At 45.9% G+C, this 21930-nt stretch carries 26 protein-coding genes and 1 pseudogene; 17 read left to right on the top strand and 10 right to left on the bottom strand.

Annotation, left to right across the window (positions count from 1 at the left end):
- The first annotated feature begins 17 nt into the window (after positions 1–17).
- The 5 genes from CXF70_RS00740 to CXF70_RS00760 all read left to right on the top strand — a co-directional run bounded on the left by CXF70_RS00740 (position 18) and on the right by CXF70_RS00760 (position 3733).
- The gene (locus CXF70_RS00740) at positions 18–779 is read left to right on the top strand and encodes a metallophosphoesterase family protein (protein WP_101801076.1); all 762 of its coding nucleotides are present in this window, start codon (positions 18–20) and stop codon (positions 777–779) included.
- Between the two features lie 11 nt (positions 780–790).
- Positions 791–1201 carry an HIT family protein gene (locus tag CXF70_RS00745; protein ID WP_101801077.1) on the top strand — a complete coding sequence of 137 codons (411 nt, stop codon included), beginning with the start codon at positions 791–793 and terminating at the stop codon, positions 1199–1201.
- A gap of 198 nt (positions 1202–1399) precedes the next feature.
- Positions 1400–2320 (top strand): ABC transporter ATP-binding protein, encoded by a 921-nt coding sequence (locus tag CXF70_RS00750; protein ID WP_084243546.1) that lies wholly within the window; start codon positions 1400–1402, stop codon positions 2318–2320.
- A complete protein-coding gene (locus tag CXF70_RS00755) occupies positions 2313–3269 on the top strand; it encodes an ABC transporter permease (RefSeq protein WP_101801078.1) in 957 nt (318 codons plus the stop codon). Before CXF70_RS00750 ends, CXF70_RS00755 begins: the two co-directional genes overlap by 8 nt.
- 38 nt (positions 3270–3307) lie before the next feature.
- Positions 3308–3733 carry a DUF4064 domain-containing protein gene (locus tag CXF70_RS00760; protein ID WP_101801079.1) on the top strand — a complete coding sequence of 142 codons (426 nt, stop codon included), beginning with the start codon at positions 3308–3310 and terminating at the stop codon, positions 3731–3733.
- 414 nt (positions 3734–4147) lie between these two features.
- Here CXF70_RS00760 and CXF70_RS00765 read toward each other — a convergent pair whose 3' ends face one another.
- The 4 genes from CXF70_RS00765 to CXF70_RS00780 form a co-directional block, all read right to left on the bottom strand.
- A complete protein-coding gene (locus tag CXF70_RS00765) occupies positions 4148–4879 on the bottom strand; it encodes an SDR family oxidoreductase (protein WP_101801080.1) in 732 nt (243 codons plus the stop codon).
- A 102-nt stretch (positions 4880–4981) separates the two neighbouring features.
- Entirely contained in the window at positions 4982–6313 is a 1332-nt protein-coding gene (locus CXF70_RS00770; protein ID WP_101801081.1) for a DUF4179 domain-containing protein, read from the bottom strand.
- On the bottom strand, positions 6306–6824 hold the full coding sequence (locus tag CXF70_RS00775) for a sigma-70 family RNA polymerase sigma factor (RefSeq protein WP_101801082.1): 519 nt from the start codon (positions 6822–6824) through the stop codon (positions 6306–6308). Before CXF70_RS00775 ends, CXF70_RS00770 begins: the two co-directional genes overlap by 8 nt.
- A gap of 115 nt (positions 6825–6939) precedes the next feature.
- Entirely contained in the window at positions 6940–7251 is a 312-nt protein-coding gene (locus CXF70_RS00780) for a hypothetical protein (protein ID WP_101801083.1), read from the bottom strand.
- A 318-nt stretch (positions 7252–7569) separates the two neighbouring features.
- On the opposite strand from CXF70_RS00780, the gene CXF70_RS00785 reads away from it, so the two are divergent.
- The 6 genes from CXF70_RS00785 (at position 7570) to CXF70_RS00810 (ending at position 10695) form a co-directional block, all read left to right on the top strand.
- Complete coding sequence (locus CXF70_RS00785; protein WP_101801084.1) at positions 7570–8265, top strand: Type 1 glutamine amidotransferase-like domain-containing protein; 696 nt, start codon at positions 7570–7572, stop codon at positions 8263–8265.
- Positions 8266–8282: 17 nt separating this feature from the next.
- Positions 8283–8756 (top strand): GNAT family N-acetyltransferase, encoded by a 474-nt coding sequence (locus CXF70_RS00790; protein WP_101801320.1) that lies wholly within the window; start codon positions 8283–8285, stop codon positions 8754–8756.
- A gap of 19 nt (positions 8757–8775) precedes the next feature.
- Complete coding sequence (locus CXF70_RS00795; RefSeq protein ID WP_101801085.1) at positions 8776–9252, top strand: GNAT family N-acetyltransferase; 477 nt, start codon at positions 8776–8778, stop codon at positions 9250–9252.
- Positions 9253–9771 carry a DinB family protein gene (locus CXF70_RS00800; RefSeq protein WP_084243557.1) on the top strand — a complete coding sequence of 173 codons (519 nt, stop codon included), beginning with the start codon at positions 9253–9255 and terminating at the stop codon, positions 9769–9771.
- 55 nt (positions 9772–9826) lie between these two features.
- On the top strand, positions 9827–10066 hold the full coding sequence (locus tag CXF70_RS00805; RefSeq protein ID WP_101801086.1) for a hypothetical protein: 240 nt from the start codon (positions 9827–9829) through the stop codon (positions 10064–10066).
- An 89-nt stretch (positions 10067–10155) separates the two neighbouring features.
- Positions 10156–10695, top strand: a complete 540-nt coding sequence (locus tag CXF70_RS00810) for a GNAT family N-acetyltransferase (protein ID WP_101801087.1) — start codon at positions 10156–10158, stop codon at positions 10693–10695.
- A gap of 238 nt (positions 10696–10933) precedes the next feature.
- Here the strand turns inward: CXF70_RS00810 and CXF70_RS00815 are convergent, their stop codons facing one another.
- From CXF70_RS00815 to CXF70_RS18285, 3 genes are all read right to left on the bottom strand, one after another.
- A complete protein-coding gene (locus CXF70_RS00815) occupies positions 10934–11350 on the bottom strand; it encodes an NUDIX hydrolase (RefSeq protein ID WP_101801088.1) in 417 nt (138 codons plus the stop codon).
- 75 nt (positions 11351–11425) lie between these two features.
- On the bottom strand, positions 11426–11986 hold the full coding sequence (locus tag CXF70_RS00820; protein ID WP_101801089.1) for a peroxiredoxin family protein: 561 nt from the start codon (positions 11984–11986) through the stop codon (positions 11426–11428).
- Positions 11987–12002: 16 nt separating this feature from the next.
- On the bottom strand, positions 12003–12662 hold the full coding sequence (locus CXF70_RS18285; RefSeq protein ID WP_199172766.1) for a hypothetical protein: 660 nt from the start codon (positions 12660–12662) through the stop codon (positions 12003–12005).
- Between the two features lie 340 nt (positions 12663–13002).
- Between CXF70_RS18285 and panB the strand changes: the two genes are divergently transcribed.
- Positions 13003–13839 (top strand): 3-methyl-2-oxobutanoate hydroxymethyltransferase, encoded by an 837-nt coding sequence (gene panB / locus CXF70_RS00830; RefSeq protein ID WP_101801321.1) that lies wholly within the window; start codon positions 13003–13005, stop codon positions 13837–13839.
- 80 nt (positions 13840–13919) lie between these two features.
- On the opposite strand, the gene CXF70_RS00835 is transcribed toward panB, so the two are convergent.
- Both CXF70_RS00835 and CXF70_RS00840 read right to left on the bottom strand, forming a co-directional pair.
- Complete coding sequence (locus CXF70_RS00835) at positions 13920–14327, bottom strand: DUF1259 domain-containing protein (RefSeq protein ID WP_101801090.1); 408 nt, start codon at positions 14325–14327, stop codon at positions 13920–13922.
- A gap of 349 nt (positions 14328–14676) precedes the next feature.
- Positions 14677–15150 (bottom strand): universal stress protein, encoded by a 474-nt coding sequence (locus tag CXF70_RS00840; protein WP_101801091.1) that lies wholly within the window; start codon positions 15148–15150, stop codon positions 14677–14679.
- Positions 15151–15377: 227 nt separating this feature from the next.
- Between CXF70_RS00840 and CXF70_RS00845 the strand changes: the two genes are divergently transcribed.
- From CXF70_RS00845 to CXF70_RS00860, 4 genes are all read left to right on the top strand, one after another.
- The gene (locus CXF70_RS00845) at positions 15378–16052 is read left to right on the top strand and encodes a Crp/Fnr family transcriptional regulator (RefSeq protein WP_369916913.1); all 675 of its coding nucleotides are present in this window, start codon (positions 15378–15380) and stop codon (positions 16050–16052) included.
- 284 nt (positions 16053–16336) lie between these two features.
- Positions 16337–16459, top strand: coding sequence for a cytochrome C oxidase subunit II (locus tag CXF70_RS00850; RefSeq protein ID WP_084243565.1), 123 nt, complete (start codon positions 16337–16339; stop codon positions 16457–16459).
- Positions 16460–16487: 28 nt separating this feature from the next.
- Positions 16488–16955 carry a cytochrome c oxidase subunit II gene (locus tag CXF70_RS00855; protein WP_101801092.1) on the top strand — a complete coding sequence of 156 codons (468 nt, stop codon included), beginning with the start codon at positions 16488–16490 and terminating at the stop codon, positions 16953–16955.
- Positions 16956–16957: 2 nt separating this feature from the next.
- Positions 16958–18610 (top strand): b(o/a)3-type cytochrome-c oxidase subunit 1, encoded by a 1653-nt coding sequence (locus tag CXF70_RS00860; protein WP_084243567.1) that lies wholly within the window; start codon positions 16958–16960, stop codon positions 18608–18610.
- Between the two features lie 946 nt (positions 18611–19556).
- On the opposite strand, the gene CXF70_RS00870 is transcribed toward CXF70_RS00860, so the two are convergent.
- Complete coding sequence (locus tag CXF70_RS00870; RefSeq protein ID WP_101801094.1) at positions 19557–21053, bottom strand: murein hydrolase activator EnvC family protein; 1497 nt, start codon at positions 21051–21053, stop codon at positions 19557–19559.
- A gap of 637 nt (positions 21054–21690) precedes the next feature.
- Between CXF70_RS00870 and CXF70_RS00875 the strand changes: the two are divergent.
- Positions 21691–21822, top strand: a pseudogene (locus tag CXF70_RS00875) (DUF3934 family protein); the annotation flags it as partial.
- Positions 21823–21930 lie beyond the last annotated feature (108 nt).

The raw sequence follows: 21930 nt of genomic DNA on the forward strand, positions 1-21930 counted from the left end.
AATGGAGGAATCCAGCCATGAAATTTGCAGTGATAACGGATGTCCACGGCAACGCCGGCGCTTTGGAAGCGGTGCTTGCTGAAATCGACGCTGCTGGTGATGTCAGCCATATTTATTGTCTGGGCGATATGATTGCAATCGGCCACGAAACGGATGAAGTTCTGGGTATCCTGTTTGACCGGAACGACGTATCGATGCTCACCGGCAACCACGATGAAGCTGTCCTGGCGCTCGCAGCAGGCCGCGAATATCCGAGAAGCCATCTTCACGTCCTTGCTCACCATCAATGGATTGCGGATAATATGGACGCGAAGTTTATCGGGAAGCTTGAGCAATTGCCGCGCGTCATCCGTGAAGAATTCAGCGGACATCGTGTGCTTTTCACACATTATCATATGGAAAACCGTAAAACGGCAATGCCGATCAGCGAGGATCCGTTCTCACAGATCGTCGAGCCGAATCTTGGCAACGCTGAAAAAATGTTCAGCGGCCACGATGAAAGTCTCATTTGCTTCGGCCATCACCATCCGCAGCATTTTTTCCATAACGACCGGACGATTTACCTGAACCCCGGTGCTCTCGGCTGCAACGATAAACCGGAAGCACCGTATGCCATCATCGAAGCGAAAGAAGAGGGCTTTGAAGTGGAAATAAAATCGGCTGCCTATGACAATAAAAAGTTTCTTGAGGCATATGACAAACTGCAGGTGCCGGAGCGTGATTTCATTCTGCGCATATTCCACGGCGGCCAGGCAAATGCTTCATTGAAAAAGAGATAGGGGAGAAAACAATGAATTATAAAGAGGATTGCCCATACTGTAATTTCGCGGATGACCCGGAACAGCATATCATCCTTGAAAACGATACATGCTACTTTTTGCAGCATGACCGTCATCAAGGTGTGTTGGAAGGATCCGGCATCATCATTCCCAAAACCCATCGCGTGAACACATTTGAATTGACGAAGGAAGAATGGAATGACACTTACGAATTGATGCAGCAGGCGCAGGAATATCTGAAGCAGGAATATTCGCCTGACGGCTTCACGCTCGGCTGGAATGTCGGCGAAGCGTCGAATCAATCGATTCTGCACAGCCATTTTCATATCATTCCGCGTTACAACGATGAACCGTATGCCGGAAAAGGCTTGCGCCACTGGATCAAAAAGCCGGAAAACACGCGTCCGCAGCATCAGAGTTAATTAACGTAATAAGCAATGCCGCTAAAAAAGTACGTCTTCAGTGAGGGAGACGTACTTTTTTGAGTTTTTGTATCCACCTATTTTCACCGCCTTAAATTTTCTGTATCCAATAATTTTTAGGAGAATTACCATTTATGGGAACTTTCTTCCTGTTGGTTCGTAGAAAAGAGTGGAAAGTAAAATACGGAGGTGCACATCATGTCGAAGCCGGCAATGCAATTGGTGAATTTAAAAAAGACGATTGGCAGCAAGCCGATTATCAAAGGACTGGATTTTGATATCAGGGCAGGCGAAGTGTTCGGGTTTTTAGGGCCGAACGGAGCAGGAAAGACGACAACGATACGGATGATGGTTGGACTGATCGACATCACAGAAGGCGATGTGCTGATTGAAGGCAAAAGCATCAAAACCGATTTCAAAGGGGCGATCCAGCATGTCGGCGCTATCGTTGAAAATCCGGAGATGTATCCATTCCTGAGTGGCTGGAAGAATCTGAAGCAATATGCGCGGATGGTCGAAGGCGTAACGGATGAGCGGATCAAAGAAGTGGTTTCTCTGGTTGGACTGGAAAAGGCGATACACGAAAAAGCGGGGCGTTACTCACTTGGTATGCGCCAGCGTCTTGGAATCGCTCAAGCTTTATTGCATGGACCGTCGATTTTGATACTGGATGAGCCGACAAATGGGCTGGATCCATCAGGAATCCGTGAAATCCGGAAATACATACGCAATCTTGCGGAAAAAGAGAATGTGGCGGTTATCGTATCCAGCCACTTGTTGACGGAAATCGAATTGATGTGCGACCGGATCGGCGTCATCAAGAACGGTGAATTGATTGCCATTGAAGAAGTGCGGACCGTTGAAAACGAAGAAGCACTGAAAGAAGTCTATATCGAGGTCGAGCCGATGGAAACAGCGAAGACCTATCTCGATACCCATCTGCCGAATGCAGTCGGTGTGGGCAGCAAGGAACTTTCCATGTCGGTCAAACGTGAAGAGATTCCACAGATTTTGAAAAACCTGATGGAACTGGGCATCAGCATCTACGGGGTGCGTGTCCTGCAGGCGACGCTGGAAGATAAATTCTTTGACCTGATTGGAGAGAATACTATTGAGTAATTTCATGAAGCTGATCTGGAATGAACAGATCAAACTGTATGCGAAAAAAGGTACGTGGGTCATGTTTGCGGTAATCCTCGTCATTGCCATCGGCGGCGGACTTATTACAAAATTTTTCGGAACCGAATCGGATTTCAAAGAGTACGGGGATGGCTGGCAAACGGAATTGCAGGAAGAAAATGCGCAGCTGACTGCTGAAATGGCGAATGAAGAATTCGGCGGCTTCATGAATGACATGATTATTGCCGAAAACAATTACCATCTCGAAAATAACATCAAGCCGCAGCCTTATGACGGCTGGGAATATGTGCTTGAAAACAGTTTCCTGACTTCAGTCATCAGCCTGTTCACGATTATCGTGGCAGCGGGCATCATTTCAAACGAATTTAAATGGGGCACCATCAAATTACTGCTGATCCGCCCGATTTCGCGGACGAAGATTTTATTGTCCAAATATGTATCCGTATTGATATTCGCTTTAACATTGCTCGTATTCCTGCTATTGGCGTCCTGGTTAGTCGGCGCAGTATTATTCGGATTGAACGGCTTGAATCCGATGATCGTGCAGGACATGATGCCAGGCTACGCATATAATGACGTATTGGGTGAAATCGCGAAATCTTACGGCTTCAGTATCGTCACACTGGTGATGATGGCGACTTTCGCCTTTATGATTTCGGCAATATTCAGAAGCAGCGGCATGGCAATCGGCCTGGCGATCTTCCTGATGATGGCAGGCAACACGATTGTCGCGTTCCTGTCGCAATACGAATGGTCGAAATTCATCCTGTTCGCTAACACCAACCTGGCACAATACACAAACGGTACGGAACCGATGATTTCTGGAATGTCGATGACCTTCTCGATCATCGTGCTGCTGGTCTACTTCGCCATCTTCATGGGCGCAGCGTGGGCAGCCTTTACGAAACGGGACGTAGCAGGAAATTAAAGCTTAACTTTGAATAAAACATTTAGGAGGAATGAATAATGAAACGTACAGCAGAAATCGTATTAGGAATTATTGGAGCGTTAGGTTATGCATTTATGGCGGCAATTGGAGGATTCATGCTCTGGATGCAGAACAATCGAGAACTAATGGAAGAAACGATGACGGGGACAGGCGACCCGACGACGGATCTGACAATGGATGAGTTCGATGCAATGATTGACTTGATGGGTGCAGGCGGATGGGTGCTTCTGGCATCAGCCATCGGTGCAATCGTTCTTGGAATCATTGCCATGGTCTTGCTGAAAGGCAACCGTAAGCCGGTCATCGCCGGCATCATCTTCATCGCCACTGCAGTTATCGTCTCGTTCGTTACAACAGGCGTCGGCGTCATTGCCGGTATTTTCTATCTGGTAGCCGGCATCATGTGCCTTGTGCGCAAACCGAAAACGACGTTGGAAATGTAATTAGGAATTGAAATGGGAGGCTTTTCGCGCAGCGAAAAGCTTCCTTTTTGGTTTTTGAGGGTTTTGGGGTTTTTGGAGAGGGGATGTGTGGGTTGAAGAGAAGACTTAATCGGGGAAAGGCGGTTTGCGTGCGATTAAAATGAAATGCGTGCGATTAGAAGAAAATATGCGCGATTAAGAGAAAATACGCGCGATTAAAAAATTTTATGCGCGATTAGAAAAAAATACGCGCGATTAGCCATCACTTATGCGCGTTCCGCGAAAAAGCCCCCTGGAATCCAAAATTCCAGGGGGCTTGCGGGCGGTTAAAAATTTTTGCGGGCGGTTAGACAAAAATGCGTGCGATTAAAAAGTTTTATCGGCGTTCAGCAAAAATCCCCCTGGAAAAAGAATCTCCAGGGGGATTGCCACAAATTATTTTTGTTGTCTCGGGCGGATCAATATTTCATTCACATCGACATGCGCCGGCTGCTCGACGGCATACCCGATCGCGCGCGCGATGTCTTCCGCCTGCAGGAATTCCATGGACGGGCCATTCGAAAAGGCCGACAGGATATCCTTGTCCGTAATTGTTTCCGTAAGTTCCGTCGCAACGGCACCCGGTGACACGATCGTCGCGCGGATATTCATCGCCGGATCAAGTTCCTGGCGCAAACCTTCTGTAATGGCGCGCACGGCGAATTTCGTTCCGCTGTAAACGGCGCTGCCTTTTGTGACGTCATGGCCGGCCACCGAAGAAATATTGATGATGTGGCCTTCCTTGCGCTCTTCCATATGCGGAAGCACGGCTGCGATACCGTAAAGCACACCTTTAATATTGACGTCGACCATGCGGTCCCACTCGTCGATCTTCAATTTATTCATGAATGATAAAGGCATCAAGCCCGCGTTGTTCAGCAGAACGTCGATTTGTCCGAACTGCTCGATTGTGGCCTCGGCCAATTTTTTCATTTCTTCGGCTGACGTAACGTCCGTCACTTTATAAGCCGCGCGTCCGCCGGCGTCTTCGATTTCCTTCTTCAATTCCACGAGGCGTTCTTCGCGCCGCGCCGCCAGCATGACGGAAAATCCTTTATTCGCTAACTCTTTTGCTGCTGCTTGTCCGATGCCGCTGCTGGCACCAGTGATGATTGCTGTTTTGCTCATCTTCGATTCACTCCATTTCCATATATTGCATGCGAATTGCCTTTCATTGAAATAAAACAGGCAAGAACCTCAAGAAGGTTCCTGCCCTTTAGTGTACGCTTGTCATTTTTTCAGTTCAATTTTAACGTCTCCGTTGATGTAGTTGGGGTAGGCGAAAAGATCAACTCTTACTGGGTTGATGTAGCCATTGTCATTGATATCTATACTGATATCCTGCTTGCCTTCATATCCCGAAGATATTCCTGAAGACTGTATATCCAGTAACTCCCCATTGGCATCTGTAATCTTTTTATCGATTCCATACGTGTGATCCTGTTGATCTTCCTGTTTCAAAATCATTTCAATTCCGGAACGATTCGATTCAATCAATTCTAATCGACCATCTTTCGGGCTGTGAAGCAATAAATTCTCATCAGTGTCTACGAGGAAATAGGAATCTTCAATATCAACTGCCTGCATTTTATTGATGCGCAGATAAAGCTTTTTCGGGGTTTCGAAATAATTGCTTTGCAGATAATAAACGATTTCGCCGTCCTCAGCCTCTCCACTCGCAGAGATGCCATTTGCGATGGAACTCCAGGCTTCGCCGTCTTCATTTTCAAGGCGGATGTCTTCAAACTGTAGAATTTTTTTCGTGTTATCCGGATCGAAGGTGAGACGGATTCCAATCCGAAGCGGATGAATAGTTACTTCTTCTACTGTAAACTTCTGTCCTTCAACTTCAACTTCTTCATGCATTTCATACACGATACTTGGCTTCACATTCTCCGGCACTGTAAAAGGTATGGAGAAATCGAATTCATTGCCATTCAACTTAACTTGCATATCGAGTGTGAAATTCAGATCTTCGAATTTCGTGGACTCTGAAAACTTATAACTTAAAACATCTTGAAAAATTTTAGGAGAACCTTCTTCAAAATCAGAATGATGCCAAGACATACCATCAGGAGAAATCTCTTCTTGATTTTTCAGAGCTATCGGATTGATTGAGATATCCCCCATCTCCACAGCCGACTCAATCGTATAAAAAATATTCATCCCCGACTCATCCAATATAACGCCATCGATCGTCAGCGTTGCGTTGCCAATCGTTTGCGACTCGCCGATCGGCTGGTAATATTCGTTTTCAAATACGCCTTGTAATCCTTTATCATTCTGGATCAATTCCACAAATTTCTCCATACCCGGAATCGAGGCCACCGCATTGGCAAAAGCGGGGGACACGCGGATCGTCGTCACCAAGGTCAGTATAATCAACGCCGCAGCCGCCAAACTCCAAAGAGTACGCTTGCGCTTGGCTCGCGCTTGCAGCTTTTCACGTTTCGCCCGTTCCAGTCCCTGCATGATTGCGCCATCCGCCGCTTCCAAAGGAAGAGCGACCTGTTCAAGGCGATCTTTGAAACCAGTCAATTTCTGTTCCTCTTTTTCATACATGGTCCATCTCTCCTTTTCCTTCGAAATGGCTGCGCAGTGTCCGCAATGTTTTATGCAATCGTGATTTTACGGTGCCTTCCGGGATTTTCTCGAGTGCAGCGATGTCTTTGATTTTGACATCCTGAAAATACTTCATATAGATCAATTGCTGCTCATCGGCCGACAAGATGCTTAAAGCTTCCTGCAATTCCAGCTGCGTCAGGTCGTCAGATACAGCGGAATCCGCTGATTTTCCATTTCTAACGTAACGTTTGTCTTTTTTTAATTGATCCTGGCAATAGTTGATCGTGATGCGGATGAGCCAGGTCTTGGCATAAGCAGGTTCTTTTAAAGTGCCGATTTTCTTGAATGCACGGTAAGTCGTCTCCTGCAATGCTTCCAGCGCATCGTGCTCGTTTTTCAAGAAAGCCAAAGCCGTCCGCAATAAGGCTTCTTTATGTATTTGCATCAACGTGACGAATGCTTCTTCATCACCTTTTATCGCTCTTCGGGCGACTTCAATATCGTCCACAACCCACACCTCATTTCTTTCCGGTTACACATTAGACACGGCAGTGCCGAAAAAGTTCATATGAAATAAAATATTTTATTCGCATAAAAAAATCCCGGTATTGAAACCGGGAGGGCTAATCTTCTGCCCGGACACCCCGGGCTCTTTTTAAGATGAACCAATTCATGAACAGGTAGACCGGATAAAGCAGAAGCACCAGGCCGTAGCTGAAAATCCAGTGGATGTTGTCTTCCGCGGCATCCATAGTCATGGACTGGAACCAGCCGAAGATCAGCATCAAACTGAGCAGGCTGGCGATGAAAATGCTGACAAAACCGATCAAAAGATTCTCGGAAATCCGAGTGACAAACCAGGCGATCACCATACACAGGACAGCTGCAGCGGCTAGGAAGAAAATATATAAATTCAAAACCGTATCCACATCCACCCGCATTCCTCCTAAAACCATTTTTAGAATCAGCAATTGGAATAAAATCTTTAATAAAACCATTTTACCTCATCTGCCAGAAAATAGGGGTACGTTATGGCAAGCAAATCAAAATGTTCCGAATTGCATTGTAATGAGGCGGTTTGAACGGTAATATTTACCTATACAAAGCGATCCGCTCAATCGATGAACTGCAGCTGCCAGGCATTTTCAGTTTACGCCCAACTCTTGTTCAAATACGCCCAACTTTCACCCAAATACGCCCAACTCGCAAAAACTCAATAGAAAACCTGACTGAAAACGAAGGAGCGAACACTTATGAAACAAATTATCGCAATGGGCGGAGGCGGTTTCCTGATGGAACCGGAAAATCCGCTGCTCGACCGTTATATCTTGAAGCAGGCCGGAAAAGACAAGCCGAAAATCTGCTATGTCGGCACGGCCGCTGGCGACAATGAAAACATGATCCAGAATTTCTATAACTTCTTCAATGGGGAAAACTGCGAGACGAGCCATTTGTCTTTATTTAAGCCGCCGGTCAGGGACCTGGAAAATTATGTGCTGGATAAGGACATCATATATGTGGGCGGAGGCAGCACGAAAAATCTGTTGGCCCTCTGGAGGGAATGGGGGCTGGATGAAATCATGCGCAAAGCGCTGGATCAGGGAATCGTCTTGGCCGGCATCAGCGCGGGATCGATCTGCTGGTTCGAGGAAGGCGTGACCGATTCCTACGGCGATAAGCTGGAGCCGCTGAAAGCGCTCGGTTTCCTGAGTGGCAGCAACTGTCCGCATTACGACGGCGAAGCCGAAAGACGGCCCACGTATCGGAAGCTGGTAGACGATGGCACATTGCAGCCGGGAATTGCCGCAGACGACGGGGCGGCCATTCATTACGTCAACGGAGAAATAAAGAGGATTGTCAGTTCCCGGCCAGAAGCGAAAGTGTATTTTGTGTCGCCAGGGAAAGAGGAGGAGCTGGAAACAGAATATCTCGGTGCTAAAGAAACATGATAAAAGAAGGTGCATTCATGAAATTCACATCAGAACCAATGACCGAAAGTATCGCCGCGGAAATCCTGAACTGGCGCTATTCCTATCCTTATGATTTTTATAATAATAGTGTGAACGACGAATCGATGAGTGAAATCATGGCTGGTACATACTGGGCGGTCCGCAATGAAAAAGGGGAACTCTTCGGATTTTATTGTACCGGCAATTCCGCGCAAGTGCCGGCCGGCCGGATAATTGGGGTTTATCCTGATGGCTGCATCGATTTCGGTCTTGGCATGAAGCCGGCGGAAACGGGGCACGGCTTGGGCAGCGATTTTTTCGCTTATATAGAGCAGGAGATCCTTCAACAGCAGCCTGGTAAGCCATTGCGGCTGACAGTGGCCACATTCAATAAACGCGCCATCCGCCTTTACGAAAAGTTCGGATTCAAAAAAGAGGCTGAATTTAAGACGGACTTTGCGGTGTTTTTGACGATGGTGGAAAAAGACTGAAGCATATGAGGCGGGATAGATGAGAATTACATTGCGGGAGGCAACCGAATCCGACGCTGAAGCGATACACAGAATGCAGCTGGAAGCATTTACGCCGTTGCTGAAAAAATACAGGGATTACGGCACGAGCCCTGCGACAGAACCGCTGGAAAAAACGGTCAGCCGCATCAAAAATCCTGACAGTCGTTATTACATGATTCTGGCTGAGGACGAACTGGCCGGCGCCATTCATATTGTGCGCAAAGAAAAACAGGGAAGCCTGTGGATCAGTCCAATCTTTATTGGCACAGCCCACCAAGGAAAAGGCATTGCGCAAACTGCCATGACGATGGCGGAAGAGCTATTCGCAGACGATAAAATTTGGGAACTGTCGACGCTCGCTGAAGAAGCGGGTAATTGCCATTTGTATGAAAAACTTGGATATCAGCGTACAGCCAAGGAACGGAAGATCAATGACAGAGCCACATTGGTGTATTACAAAAAGGAGATGGATTAGATGATCGATTATGTCATTAAAGCGTCAAAAGGCTATCCGGATAAAATCGGTGAGCTGGTGTCGATGCTGGAACATGCGCGTGCTGTCACACTTTGGGAAATCGGCGGATTGACCCAGCAGCAACTGGATCATTTAAAAACACGTCACAGCAATTCGATTGGTGCGCTGCTGCTGCACATCGCCGCAATAGAAAAAGTGCATCAGGTGATCTCGTTCGAGAAGCGGGATTTTACTGAAGAGGAGATGGCGTACTGGGGATCTGCAGTCGACCTTGGAGATGAAGGGAGACGCGATATCAAAGATCGTCCTCTCGAATTTTATCTTGAGGAACTGGCGGAAGTCCGGAAAGAAACTTTGAAACAGCTGAAGACGAAAGACGAAGCGTGGCTGTTCGAAGAGAATACGTGGCCGAATGGTGTCTCTTACAATAATTATTATCTTTGGTTCCATGTACTTGAAGATGAAATCAGCCATAGAGGACAGATTCGGATGCTAAAACGGGAAATGAAGCACCGGTAAATCTAACTATTACGTTAAAGTAGTGTTGGAAATAGAGAAAATCAGGGGGATGACAATGAAATTGTTCATAGCTATATTGTTAAGCACGATTCTCGGCTATTCTTTATTATTCTTCGGGCCATTTGTCGGGGGGCTGCTGGCTTTCGGAATTGTATTAGGTCTTCTGATCAGAGGACTTATGCTGCTGAATGAAATCCATAAGATCATGATCGGCAAGAAACCCAGAAGATCAGTTCTTGATGAATACCTGGAAGAACGGAACAGAAAAGAAAATGCGGCTGAGTTTAAAATGTAAAGAAACTTAGGAATTCAATTTAAAAGCGTAATGGTGTAGGGTAGATTATCTATGAAGAGCTGAAATTACTGAAGAGGAAGTGGACCTCGATGATTACGTTACGTTATTTCGAACAGAAGGACTTCAAGCAATTGATGGATTGGGTGGAGACAGCGGAGTTCATGCTGCAATGGGCGGGACCAAGCTTCGTCTATCCTTTGAATGAGTTTCAATTGATGGAGTATTTGAAAGACGCGAATAAGAAAGATTCAACTTCCTATATCTACAGTGTCATTGATGAGCAGACACAAAAACTGGTCGGCCATGTTTCCTTGTCCCGGATCGACCGGAATAATCGATCTGCGCGTATTGGCCGCGTCATTTTGGGCGACCCGAACACAAAAGGCAAGGGCTTTTGCTGTCAGATGATCCAGCAAGTGCTGAAAATCGCTTTTGATGAGCTTAACTTGCACCGGGTCACACTGGGTGTCTTTGATTTCAATAAAGCGGCCATCGCCTGCTATGAAAAAGCCGGTTTCCAAAAAGAAGGCTTGATGCGCGACCACCAAAAATTTGGCGATGACTACTGGAGCCTTTGGGAGATGGGAATACTCGAAGATGAATGGCGGGAAATAACTGAACGTGCGTAAAGAAAAAGCGGAGCCAAAACGATGGCTTCGCCTTTTTTTCTGTCTTAACCAGCTGAAATAGGCTGAACGCCGATATAATTTCCTGAGCGCCGATATAATGATCTGAACGCCGATATAATTTCCTGAGCGCCGATATAATGATCTGAACGCCGATATAATTTCCTGAACATCGATAAACGCTTCATCAATGTCGAAAACGTGATGTTATATAAAGCAATTACTCACCCTGCAACATCCTTTACAGCATCTTATCCGCCAAACGGATATTCACTTTCAGGTAATCGGGCAGTTCTTCATGCCCCAGAATTTCATTAGTCGTCATCCACAAAACCTCATCGACTTCATCCGCACTTTTGGCAAAAGGCTCGCCAGCCCGGTGATGGCATATAAAGACGATATCGATGACGTTCACTCCTGAATCCGTCACAAATGAAGAACTGTTTACATAGTTGAGGCCAGAAACTTCACAGCCGACTTCTTCGAATATTTCCCGTTCCAGGGTTCTTTCGAGAATATCAGAGGAAAAGCCTTCGATATCACATTGTCCACCCACCAGTGACAAACTGCCTCCGGCATGTTCCTCTTTTTCACTTCTGCGGATCAACAGCCATTTGCCATTACGGTGAATGGCGCCTTCCACGTTTACTGCAAACATTTAACAAACCCCTTTTATCTGATTTGAGCTTCTATATTCATAATATTTCCCGGGAAATACTCTCCGTGCCAAAACTCATTTCATTTTCTCATACTCCTGTACCATCGTATTATAATTCATGGCACCATAAGCAATATAACTGATTTTTCCTTCTGCATCAATCATGTATGACGTAGGGTAAGCTTTGACATTGTAGGCGGAAGAAATATCACCTTTCGGATCCATCAGAACCGGAAAAGTTAAGCCCATTTCTTCGACGAATGTGGCTACGCCATCTTCACTTTTTTCCGTATCGGTCAAGTTGACGGCGAGGATTTCGATGTCTTCATTGTCATAGAGTTTCTGCATGTCCGGCATTTCAGCGCGGCATGGCGGGCACCAGGTAGCCCAGAAATTAACGAAAACCGGTTTGCCCCGGAAATCCGAAAGCTTTGCTTGTTCACCACTGAGAGTTTCAAGTGTGAAATCGGGTGCAGTCTTACCGACAGCGAGACCTGTGTCAGCAGATTCGCCGAAAGCAGCGGAAGATGCAACGTCATTTGGCTGATTGGCGGAATCAGTGCCGGTCATGGTGAAATCGTAGATGGCCCATGACAGCATGGCGCCGATGATAAGGAAGAATACAATTTTTTTCATAAGAAGCCTCCAAAATTTAATTTAAATCGGGATCGGGCCGGTCTGAGGACCCAGTGACAAGCAATCCGAAACATGCGGCAAGAAACAAGGCCAGGAACCAGGGTTCCACAATGTACCCAAAAACGGATAGATACGGCAGCATGAAATGAATGGCAAAGAAGCCGGCTGCTGCGGCCGCCAGCACGATGCTGATTTGATTCAGCGGATCCATCCGTCCCTGCAAGCCATGGAACAACGCCAGTAAAAGGCCGAAGACCACCAGATAAGGGAGTGAAAAAGGGTTTTCACGCCAAGCCAACTGGATGAATTCATAGACAAACGAGGCAGCCAAAAAAATCTGCAGAAACGTATGGGCCAGCCGTCCACCGGCTAGTTTAACCTGTTTGGCTTTAACATAGATCAGGATGCCAGTAAAAAGCGCAGCCAGATAAAAAGCTTCCGAATTGCTTGGATAGGCAAGGACTGCAAGCGGGTCCTGGACAAATAAAGGCAAATTCAATAAAATTTTTGCGAGCCACAGGAACAGCACGAAGTTGATCAGCTGCGAAGTGATTTCACTGATTTGCTGTTTTCGCTGTTCTTTTGGCAAATTACTCAGCAGGTAAAAAGCCAGAAATGCAAGGACAAAGCTGATTGCAATGATTAGAATGATGGTTAATTTACTGATGATGGCCATAAGAACCTCCGAAAAATAGTAGCTATCGTATACTATACAGGGTATATGAAAAAGTTTAATCAAATTTGCTTGGAAATGAAAGTGTGTCCATATGGATTTCATTTTCTTATAAAGCGGGAAATATTGTCAGACTATTACCGCTTCTGCTATAGTGTGAGTGAGGGCGGTATCCGGATGGAACTGCACCGGCAAAGCAATTGCAACCCATAAAACATTCTGCCTTGATCAATCAATGACAGGGACGGAGGAAACCAGCCGATGAAAATCCTGTCCTTCTGTCCAATTTGGAACAGAAGGCTTTTTATGTCCGGTTTTCTTCCTGAAAAGGAGAGAAAAAATGATGAAGAACACAGCTGTATTTACGAAGATGAAAAAAGAAGGCGAGAAAATCGCCATGTTGACGGCTTATGATTACCCTTCCGCTAAAATCGCGGAAGAAGCGGGTGTGGATATTATCCTGGTCGGAGATTCACTCGGAATGGTCGTTCTCGGCTATGATTCCACAGTCAAAGTGACAATCGAAGATATGATCCATCACGGCAAAGCGGCACGCCGCGGAGCGCAGGACACATTTCTAGTGGTCGACATGCCGTTTGCTTCATTCCACGGGGACATTGACCGCACTTTGCAGAACGCCGTCCGTATTTTTCAGGAAACAGGTGCGGAGGCTTTGAAGCTTGAGGGGGCGGATGAAGTGACGGATGTCACCAGACTGCTGACACGCACCGGCATCCCAGTCGTGGCGCATCTGGGTTTATTGCCGCAGACGGCGGGGGTGCTCGGTGGCTTTAAAGTGCAGGGCAAGACGGCTGACGCGGCCAAAAAACTGATTGAAGATGCGAAGGCATGTGAAGCAGCCGGTGCGTTCATGCTGGTGCTGGAATGCATTCCGTATCAATTGGCCAAAGAAGTGACGGAAGCCGTATCGATTCCGGTTATCGGTATCGGTGCCGGCAGTGAGACGGACGGCCAAGTGCTCGTTTACCACGACACTGTCAAATACGGTTCACATCATCTGCCGAAATTTGTCCGTTCCTACGCGGAAGCGGGGAACGTCATGAAAAATGGCTTGAGTGCCTATGTGGAAGATGTGAAGTCCGGCGCATTTCCGGCCGAAGAACACCGGTTCACGATGAAAGAAGAGGAACTTCAGCAATTATATGGCGGCAAAGCCTGAAGATAAAAAAATCGGATCCCTATAATTGGGATCCGGATTTTTTTATCTTATTTATATGGTCATGCTTGAAAGTTTCAGCGTCAGCTTACGGATTCAAGAGGCTCAAGCGCTTTTAAACAGGCTGCCAGGCGCATCGCAAAATCTTTCGGGCATTCCATGGATTCCAAATGCAAACAAACGATATTGGGATTGGTTTCGCAACGCTGCTTGAAATTGACGGGAAGCGGTATATAAAAATCGGACCAAGCCGCTGTAAAGGCTGGCAATTCTTCCGGCAATAGAAGGATTTCCGCTATATTCAAAGCATGGCCATTATCTTTCAAGTTCTTAAAGGAAATATCCAGCTCCAAGATACAAGAGAAATTATTCTGGTCCGTATGGATATTCAACCGTCTTTTCTTCTTGACAACACATGTCTCCCCTAAAACTTCAACCTCTGCATCAAGCAAGGCGGAGACTTCATCCGCTGTTTCCTGTAAACGGTTCATGATGCTCTCTCCTTCCTTTTTTATCCAATAAAACTCACTAAAAAACGCCAAAAAAGAATCCAATGATCCTTTCCGGCGTTGTCAGCAGCACAATTGTCTGTGTCATCCTGTCCGAAGTTCGCTGATATTACAATTTATATTTGCTAAACATGAATAGACAAAATAAGCAGAAACGCTAATTGTTTTCCGACTCCTGTACTTCTATTTCCATTTTTCATATCCAATCAAACCTAAATATAAAAAATAGGTTCTTAAGTCATGCCAAGAATAGAATGAAGTAAGCCGGAATCGAAAAAACCGTCTCCTGCATGGCAGGAAACGGCTGGGATGTAGAAGATATTCAGAGATTTTATTCACTTACCTGCTCTTGCCTCGCGGCGTCCTCTTCAGTCCGGACAACAAGAACATCACATTTCGCAAAACGTACTATACTTTGGGAAATGCTGCCCATGATGATCCGTTCCGCACCAGTCAGTCCCGTTGCACCGCAGATGATCAGGTCGGCGCCGGTCCGTTCAGCTATTTCTTTCGGAATGACGGATTTGGTGACTCCATATTCGACGATGACATTCACGGTTTCAACGCCTGCTGCTTCAGCTTCCTGTTTGTGCTTCGCCAAGAGATCCCGAGCTTCAATTTTCGCGCGTTTTGCACTGTTTTTGTCATACGCTTCCACCATACCAAAAGAACGGTTGTCGATAATATTGACCAGATTCAGCACAGCGTTATTGCGCAAAGCGATGTCCATCGCTTTTTTATACGCCCATTCCGCTTGCCGTGAGCCGTCTAAAGCTACCAGTATATGAGAATATTTCAGAGTCATCCCAATCTCCTCCTTAAACCTCTTGTCTTTAACCAATTCTCTATCTCATTTCAATCTTCCTTCTTTTTCATGATAAATAGTTATTAATTGATGCAGCAGAAGGTTTTCAATTTAATAGGAAATAAATACAAAAATTTTGCGTCAAAAAACTGTTAATATGATATTCTTAACCTAAGATATTCAAGGAAAGTTGGAGCAATTTGAATAAAAAAAATACGGAAATCGGAATACATGAAGCGTTGCTGGGAAATGGCGACATCCGCCACACCAGCAGAAAATATTCGAAAGGAAGCTACCTGTTCCGGGAAGGCGATCCGATCAGAGGCATCTACCTGGTGAAGTCAGGGAAAGTCCAAATCGGAAAGGTGACGCCTGAAGGCCGGGAGCTGACTTTGAAGATCTGCGGAGTAAATCAGATGGTCGGTGAAATCACGGTGTTCTCAGGACCTTCCAAATACCGGCTGGATGCCAAAGCGGTTGAAGATACCGAATGCCTCAAGATCACGATTGAAGATCTGGAAGAAGCGTTGCAGCGGGATCAGGAACTGGCCATGGCATTTATGCGCTGGACCGGTATGGATCAGCAAAAGACCCAGACGAAATTCCGCGATCTTTTGCTGCATGGCAAGAAAGGCGCGCTATACTCAACGCTGATCCGCCTCAGCAACAGCTACGGCGTAAGCCATCCGGAAGGGGTTCTCATCGATATGGTGCTGACCAATCAGGAGCTGGCCAATTTCTGCGGGATGACGCGCGAAGTGGTGAACCGGATGCTGAATGATCTGAAAAAAGATGGCGTCGTTTCCATGAAAGACGGCAAACTCGTCATCCACCAGATTCCCAGACTGAAAGACGAGATCAATTGTGAAGAATGCCCGATTTATTTATGCAAAATCGATTAGGAAGCCGAACCGGAGACGGGGAGGCTTCTTTTTTTGCGGAAAAATTTTATTGCGTGCGATAAAGGGGCGCTTGCGTGAGATTAAATCAAAATGCGTGCGATAAAAAGCAATTTGCGTGCGTTCAGGTACATCGGCCGGCTGCCGATGGGACTCTTCGTCATTTTTTGTCCGAAAATTGACAACTTCACTAAAAACTTGCCCAGGTGTGATATTTATCACAATGCAACGGAACAGAAAAGCATAAGCTGACAATATAGAACGAATGACGTAAGAGGTGAAAGTAAATGAGCAAAAATAATGAGCATGATGGAATGGATCTGCGAGGGACGCTTGCCAGTGTAATGGTTGTAGGTGTCATCATCGTAGTGATGTGGGTTGTAGTTTATATGATGTATATAGGCAGATAGAGAAAGAAGCAGAGGGGAGAAATTTTTAATGCATTTGCATAAATTTGAAAAGATTTGGCTGGTTTTTGGAATTATATCTTTAATTGTATTCTTGAGCATTGTAGGCATTACGGCATTTTCGCAAGACCATCATCCGTCAGGCGGGATGGATACGATCGACCCGAAGAAAGTCGATCAAACAGCACCATTCGATAATCCGGGTGTTACCCAAATCGATGATGACACGTACCAGGTGGCGATTGTCGCCAGTGCGTTCAGCTATACGGCACCGGAATTGCGCGTGCCGGCAGGCAAAGAAATCATTTTTAAAGTAACAAGTAAGGACGTCGTCCACAGTTTCACGATCGACGACACGAAAGTGAATATGATGGTCGTTCCGGGCCAGATTACGACACGTGCCTATACTTTCGATAAACCCGGCAAGTATTTAATTCTCTGCAATGAATACTGCGGAACGGGCCACCATTTTATGTTTACAGAAATTGAGGTGTACTAAGCATGATCGCTCTGCAAGATCGCAAATTAGCATTATGGTATATCGGCGTTGCCTACATCGCCTTCCTGATTGGAACACTGATGGGACTGCTGCAAGTCTTCATCCGCAACGATAAACTCGATTTGCCGGCATGGCTTGATTATTATCAAATTTTAACGGCACATGGTGTGCTGCTCGCACTTATTTATACAACGTTCTTCATCTTCGCATTCTTTGTTACCGGCATGAGCAAGAGCCTCGGCACATTCGGGCCGAAAGTAAGACTCGTTTCCTGGATCGGTTTTTGGGTGACGCTGATCGGTACAGTCATGGCGACTGTCATGATCGTCGCTGGTGAAGCATCGGTTCTGTACACTTTCTATGCACCGCTGAAAGCAAGCGGCTGGTACTACGTCGGCCTGGCGCTGTTCGTAGTCGGCACATGGATTTCCAGTTTCGCGCTGATTGGCCATTACCGCGTATGGCGCAAAAATAATAAAGGCCAATTGAGCCCGTTATTCGCATTCATGACTATCACAACCATCGTACTGTGGCTGATCGCTTGTCTGGGTGTTGTCGCAACGGTGCTGTTCCAATACATTCCTTGGGCATTCGGCTGGACAGATACGATCAATGTCGAATTAAGCCGGTCGTTGTTCTGGTATTTCGGACATCCACTCGTATATTTCTGGTTATTGCCGGCATACATTGCCTGGTATGTAATCGTACCGAAAATCCTTGGCGTCAAAGTTTTCAGTGACTCGTTAGCCCGTCTGGCATTTGTACTATTCATCCTGTTCTCGATTCCGGTCGGTTTCCACCATCAATTAACAGAACCGGGTATCTCGAACTTCTGGAAATTCCTGCAGGTCGTCTTAACGTTCATGGTAATCATCCCATCACTTATGACAGCCTTCACAATGTTCGCGAACTTTGAAATTTCAGGACGCAAAAAAGGCGCGACCGGCCTATTTGGCTGGTTCAAGAAATTACCTTGGAAAGACGTTCGCTTCACATCGATCTTCATCGCAATGGCATTCTTCATTCCCGGCGGAGCGGGCGGTATCATCAACGCAAGTTTCCAATTGAACGAAGTTGTCCATAACACGCTTTGGATTGTTGGGCATTTCCATATCACGGTCGGTACACCGGTCGCGATGACATTCATGGGTCTCACATTCTGGCTCATCCCGTACCTGACTGGCCGTAAATTCACTAAAGCCATGCAGAAGCTGGCATTCGTCCAGATCATCACCTGGTCAATCGGCATGCTGCTCATGTCGACTTCCCAGCATATTCTGGGCTTGCTCGGTGCTCCGCGCCGGACGGCATTCTCGAATTACAATAACCACCCGAGCGCACTGGAATGGTTCGACGGCATCCTCACTAGCCACGTAACAATGGCAGTCGGAGGAAGCATCCTGTTCCTGTCCGCCATGATCCTGATATACATCGTCGTCATGTCGATGTTCCTGTCACCGAAAGCGTTGAAAGTGGAAGACCAGGTCGAATTCCCGATGGCCGAAAGCGACAAGACAAATACGCCGAAATGGCTTGAAAACTGGTGGATCTGGATCGGCATCGCTTTTGCTTTAATCATCATCGCCTACGCGATCCCGCTTTCTTCCATGATCATGCATGCACCACCTGGTTCAGAAGGATTCAAAACTTGGTAGGAGTTGAATAATTATGTTCACAATGGTCATTTCCATGATGCTGATTTTCATTCTCTTCACAGCTATATTGGTCGAAACAAGCGTTTCTGACGAGGAATAAAGAGAAACATTAATGTTAAGGAGCCAGCTGTCTGCGGACAGCTGGCTTTTTGGTGTGTGGTTTTGGTTTTTAACGGAAATTCGAGTAAATGATACGGGTTTTTATAGAAGAATAGCCTGAGGGAAGAGGAATCTTGCTGCATCTTGGCAGTTATGTGCGGTGAGGAACATTTGTGTGCGGAAATGAAGTTTTATGTGCGGTGGCAGGAAAATATGTGCGCAGTGCTAATTTTAGGATATTTTCACCAATTATATGTGCTCCGAATTTCAGATACTCTAAAATTCCAGATCCGCCACACCCAAAAACCAAGAACAACAGCGGATGTTTTTCGCCGTGCGAAAAACTCCAATCCTTTAAAGGAAGGCTTCGCGTCCGCGAAGCCTTTTTCATCTAAAAGGGCTTATGGGGCAAAGAAAATCTCGCCCTTGAAAAGTTGGGATAAGAAGAGCAATTAGGTTTTTCTCGGATTCGACTGATTGCCATCTACTCTAGAAGGGGAAGTCATGAGAATAGTGATTTTTAAGTTGCTGCTGTTCCGTCGGGATGAAATTGGAGATAAATACGTTTGCTAAATGAGAAATTCTGATGCAGAAAGAGGAAATTATTCTTTTGAAAAGTTTTATGCGCGGGAGAGCCGGGTTTGTGCACGGCAAAGCACCGGTTATGCTCAGCTAAATATTTATATGCCAAAAATGATACTTTTTTGTCGCCGCCAAACCTTATCCCAATCCCTTAAAGGAAGGATTCGCGGACGCGAAACCTCTCCCAACTAAATACCGCCCTCAACCCAATTCTCCTCCCAAACAAAAAAGAGCAAACACCCAAAGGTGCTTGCTCTTTTTGTTATTAATTAATATAATTCATCGGATTGACTGCGTTTGTGCGGGCGCCGTTCCATGGACCAATATGGACTTCAAAGTGAAGATGAGATCCTGTTGAGCGTCCAGTACTTCCCATTGAGCCGATAAAGCCGCCTTGAGAGACATATTGACCTTGGCTTGTTCCAACAGAGCTCATGTGGGCATACACTGTTGAGTAAGTTTTTCCATTAATAGAATGGGTCATCATAACGACATTTCCATAAGTTCCCATTGGGCCTGCATATGTTACATAACCAGAAGCCGCTGCTTTGATAGGTGTTCCTAAAGAGTTGGCAATATCAACGCCACGGTGATTTTCATTTCCTGCTCCAATATTACGGCCACCGTAATTTGAAGTCAGACGACCAGCGGCTGGACGGATAAATCCAGAACTGCTGGCTGGTGCTGATACCACTGGTGCAGGAGCAGGTGCGCTTACTTTTTCTTTCTCTGCCGCTTCACGCTTAGCAGCTGCTTCACGTTCGTTGGCTGCCTGTCGCTCGGCTTCGTTTCTCGCTGCTGCGCGTTCAGCTGCCGCACGTTCTTCTGCAGCTCTATCAGCCGCCGCACGTTCTGCCGCTGCTTTCTCGGCAGCCGCTTTTTCAGCTGCTGCACGTTCTGCCGCCGCTTTTTCAGCCGCCGCGCGCTCAGCTGCTAATTTAGCCTGACGCTCTTCTTCAGCTTTGCGTGCCAATTCAGCAAGACGAGCCTGTTCAGCAGAGATTTGCTGTTCAAGATCCGCACTCATTTCTATAACCGCTTCGTGCTCTTCATGCAATTCCGCCTTTTCGCTTTCAAGGCGTTTCTGTTCAGCTTTCAACTCTTCAGCAAGGACGCCCTGTTGTTTTTTCTGGCTGTCCAGATCAGACTTCAAGCTTTTCAGCTCAGCGTTGCGAGCTTCCTGCTGCGCAAGTTTTGACTCGACAGAAGCTTTCTGTTCTGCCAGCAATTCTTTATCTGCTGCCTGTTCACGCATGATTTCGCGGTCTGCGTCGATCAATGTGCTGACGGCAGAGAAACGGTCGATGAAGTCAACAAAGCTGTTGGCGCCAAGTAGGACGTCTATGTAGTCAACAGATCCACCGCTCAATTGGATTGCGCGTGCGCGTTCCTGCAACAATGCAGTACGTTCTTCGATTTTGATCTTCAATTCTTCGATTGAAGCTCTCAATTCTTCGATTTCAGCTTTAGTTGTATCGATATCGGCTTGGACACTGTTGATCTTGCCTTCAGTTTCCTCGACTTTATTGTTCAATTCCTGGATTTTTCCAAGGATTGTTTCCAATGTTGATTTGGTAACTTTGATTTCTTTGTCTTTTTCTTTGATGCCTGAGTTCAATTCAGCTTTTTTCTGCTCGGCTTCCTGTTGTTGCTGTTCAAGTTTGTTTAATGTATTGGCATTGACATCGGCGGTAGGCAATAAAAGCGAGATAGCTAATAATGATGAAACCCCAGACAACATCCATTTCGACTTCAAGTTCAAGTTGTTTTTCCCCTTTCGAATTTACGGTCTCTTTCTATCGTTTCTATATATACTGTCAAATAGTTTTGTTGGATAAAAATTCGGTGCCTTATAATTGCAGCACGTTCATTATAACAGCTCTAAACCTCTTTTATGTTACAGTTGTATATCATTTTCAACGCTCTTTTGGTAATTTTTATAGGTATTAAGAAACGTACAAGACTATATGCGAAATAAAATCCGGAATGCTTGTGCCAAAAGGTCCTTATTCTCGTTAGATTGGTGAGAAATCTGATAAATAGCTTCAATTGATGCAGTAATAACAAGGGTTTGCTGTTTAATTCCAAATAAATGATCAGTCCTGAATACACAGCAAACAAGAGATGATTCTGGTGGAATATGGCTGCCCACCAGCGCCTTAAAAGAGAAGTGGTAAAAAGAGTAGGTAAATCTGCTTGCGTTTTATTGAAATAAAACAGTAATAAAAAAAGAGTAGGACAGTTTTGTATTCGTCAATAAAGACAGGAGTGAAACTTATCTGGGGATAATGAATCTTGGAAGTTAGGGTGGAATCACCTGAAGTTTCTGGCGCTGCATGGATTAGAGGGTGTGCTAAAGGTGCTCCCTCCGTGTTATAATGCAAGATAGTAATGGAGTGATGGAAATGGCAAAAGAAAAGAAAAAAAGCGGTACTGGCCAAGGAACCGGCAAGAAAGGCTGGAACCGCTGGAAAGCGGGATCCAATAAAGCCAAGAGTTTTAAGCCGTACACAAGCAAAAACAACAAGAAATCCACGGACAATAAATCAGGTGAAAAAACGAACGCTGATGAACCTGGCTGGATTGACGGTTAATGGAAATACGCTGAAGCTGTCCTGAAAAGGACGGCTTTTTTTATA

The organism is Planomicrobium sp. MB-3u-38 (assembly GCF_002836425.1).
Classification (GTDB): Bacteria; Bacillota; Bacilli; order Bacillales_A; family Planococcaceae; genus Planococcus; species Planococcus okeanokoites.

Bases quoted from the DNA above. Each gene is read 5' to 3' on its own strand.
- CXF70_RS00740 (WP_101801076.1), top strand. From the start codon at position 18: ATGAAATTTGCAGTGATAACGGATGTCCACGGCAACGCCGGCGCTTTG.
- CXF70_RS00745 (WP_101801077.1), top strand. From the start codon at position 791: ATGAATTATAAAGAGGATTGCCCATACTGTAATTTCGCGGATGACCCG.
- CXF70_RS00750 (WP_084243546.1), top strand. From the start codon at position 1,400: ATGTCGAAGCCGGCAATGCAATTGGTGAATTTAAAAAAGACGATTGGC.
- CXF70_RS00760 (WP_101801079.1), top strand. From the start codon at position 3,308: ATGAAACGTACAGCAGAAATCGTATTAGGAATTATTGGAGCGTTAGGT.
- CXF70_RS00765 (WP_101801080.1), bottom strand. From the start codon at position 4,879: ATGAGCAAAACAGCAATCATCACTGGTGCCAGCAGCGGCATCGGACAA.
- CXF70_RS00770 (WP_101801081.1), bottom strand. From the start codon at position 6,313: ATGTATGAAAAAGAGGAACAGAAATTGACTGGTTTCAAAGATCGCCTT.
- CXF70_RS00785 (WP_101801084.1), top strand. From the start codon at position 7,570: ATGAAACAAATTATCGCAATGGGCGGAGGCGGTTTCCTGATGGAACCG.
- CXF70_RS00790 (WP_101801320.1), top strand. From the start codon at position 8,283: ATGAAATTCACATCAGAACCAATGACCGAAAGTATCGCCGCGGAAATC.
- CXF70_RS00795 (WP_101801085.1), top strand. From the start codon at position 8,776: ATGAGAATTACATTGCGGGAGGCAACCGAATCCGACGCTGAAGCGATA.
- CXF70_RS00800 (WP_084243557.1), top strand. From the start codon at position 9,253: ATGATCGATTATGTCATTAAAGCGTCAAAAGGCTATCCGGATAAAATC.
- CXF70_RS00805 (WP_101801086.1), top strand. From the start codon at position 9,827: ATGAAATTGTTCATAGCTATATTGTTAAGCACGATTCTCGGCTATTCT.
- CXF70_RS00810 (WP_101801087.1), top strand. From the start codon at position 10,156: ATGATTACGTTACGTTATTTCGAACAGAAGGACTTCAAGCAATTGATG.
- CXF70_RS00815 (WP_101801088.1), bottom strand. From the start codon at position 11,350: ATGTTTGCAGTAAACGTGGAAGGCGCCATTCACCGTAATGGCAAATGG.
- CXF70_RS00820 (WP_101801089.1), bottom strand. From the start codon at position 11,986: ATGAAAAAAATTGTATTCTTCCTTATCATCGGCGCCATGCTGTCATGG.
- CXF70_RS18285 (WP_199172766.1), bottom strand. From the start codon at position 12,662: ATGGCCATCATCAGTAAATTAACCATCATTCTAATCATTGCAATCAGC.
- panB (WP_101801321.1), top strand. From the start codon at position 13,003: ATGAAGAACACAGCTGTATTTACGAAGATGAAAAAAGAAGGCGAGAAA.
- CXF70_RS00835 (WP_101801090.1), bottom strand. From the start codon at position 14,327: ATGAACCGTTTACAGGAAACAGCGGATGAAGTCTCCGCCTTGCTTGAT.
- CXF70_RS00840 (WP_101801091.1), bottom strand. From the start codon at position 15,150: ATGACTCTGAAATATTCTCATATACTGGTAGCTTTAGACGGCTCACGG.
- CXF70_RS00850 (WP_084243565.1), top strand. From the start codon at position 16,337: ATGAGCAAAAATAATGAGCATGATGGAATGGATCTGCGAGGGACGCTT.
- CXF70_RS00855 (WP_101801092.1), top strand. From the start codon at position 16,488: ATGCATTTGCATAAATTTGAAAAGATTTGGCTGGTTTTTGGAATTATA.
- CXF70_RS00860 (WP_084243567.1), top strand. From the start codon at position 16,958: ATGATCGCTCTGCAAGATCGCAAATTAGCATTATGGTATATCGGCGTT.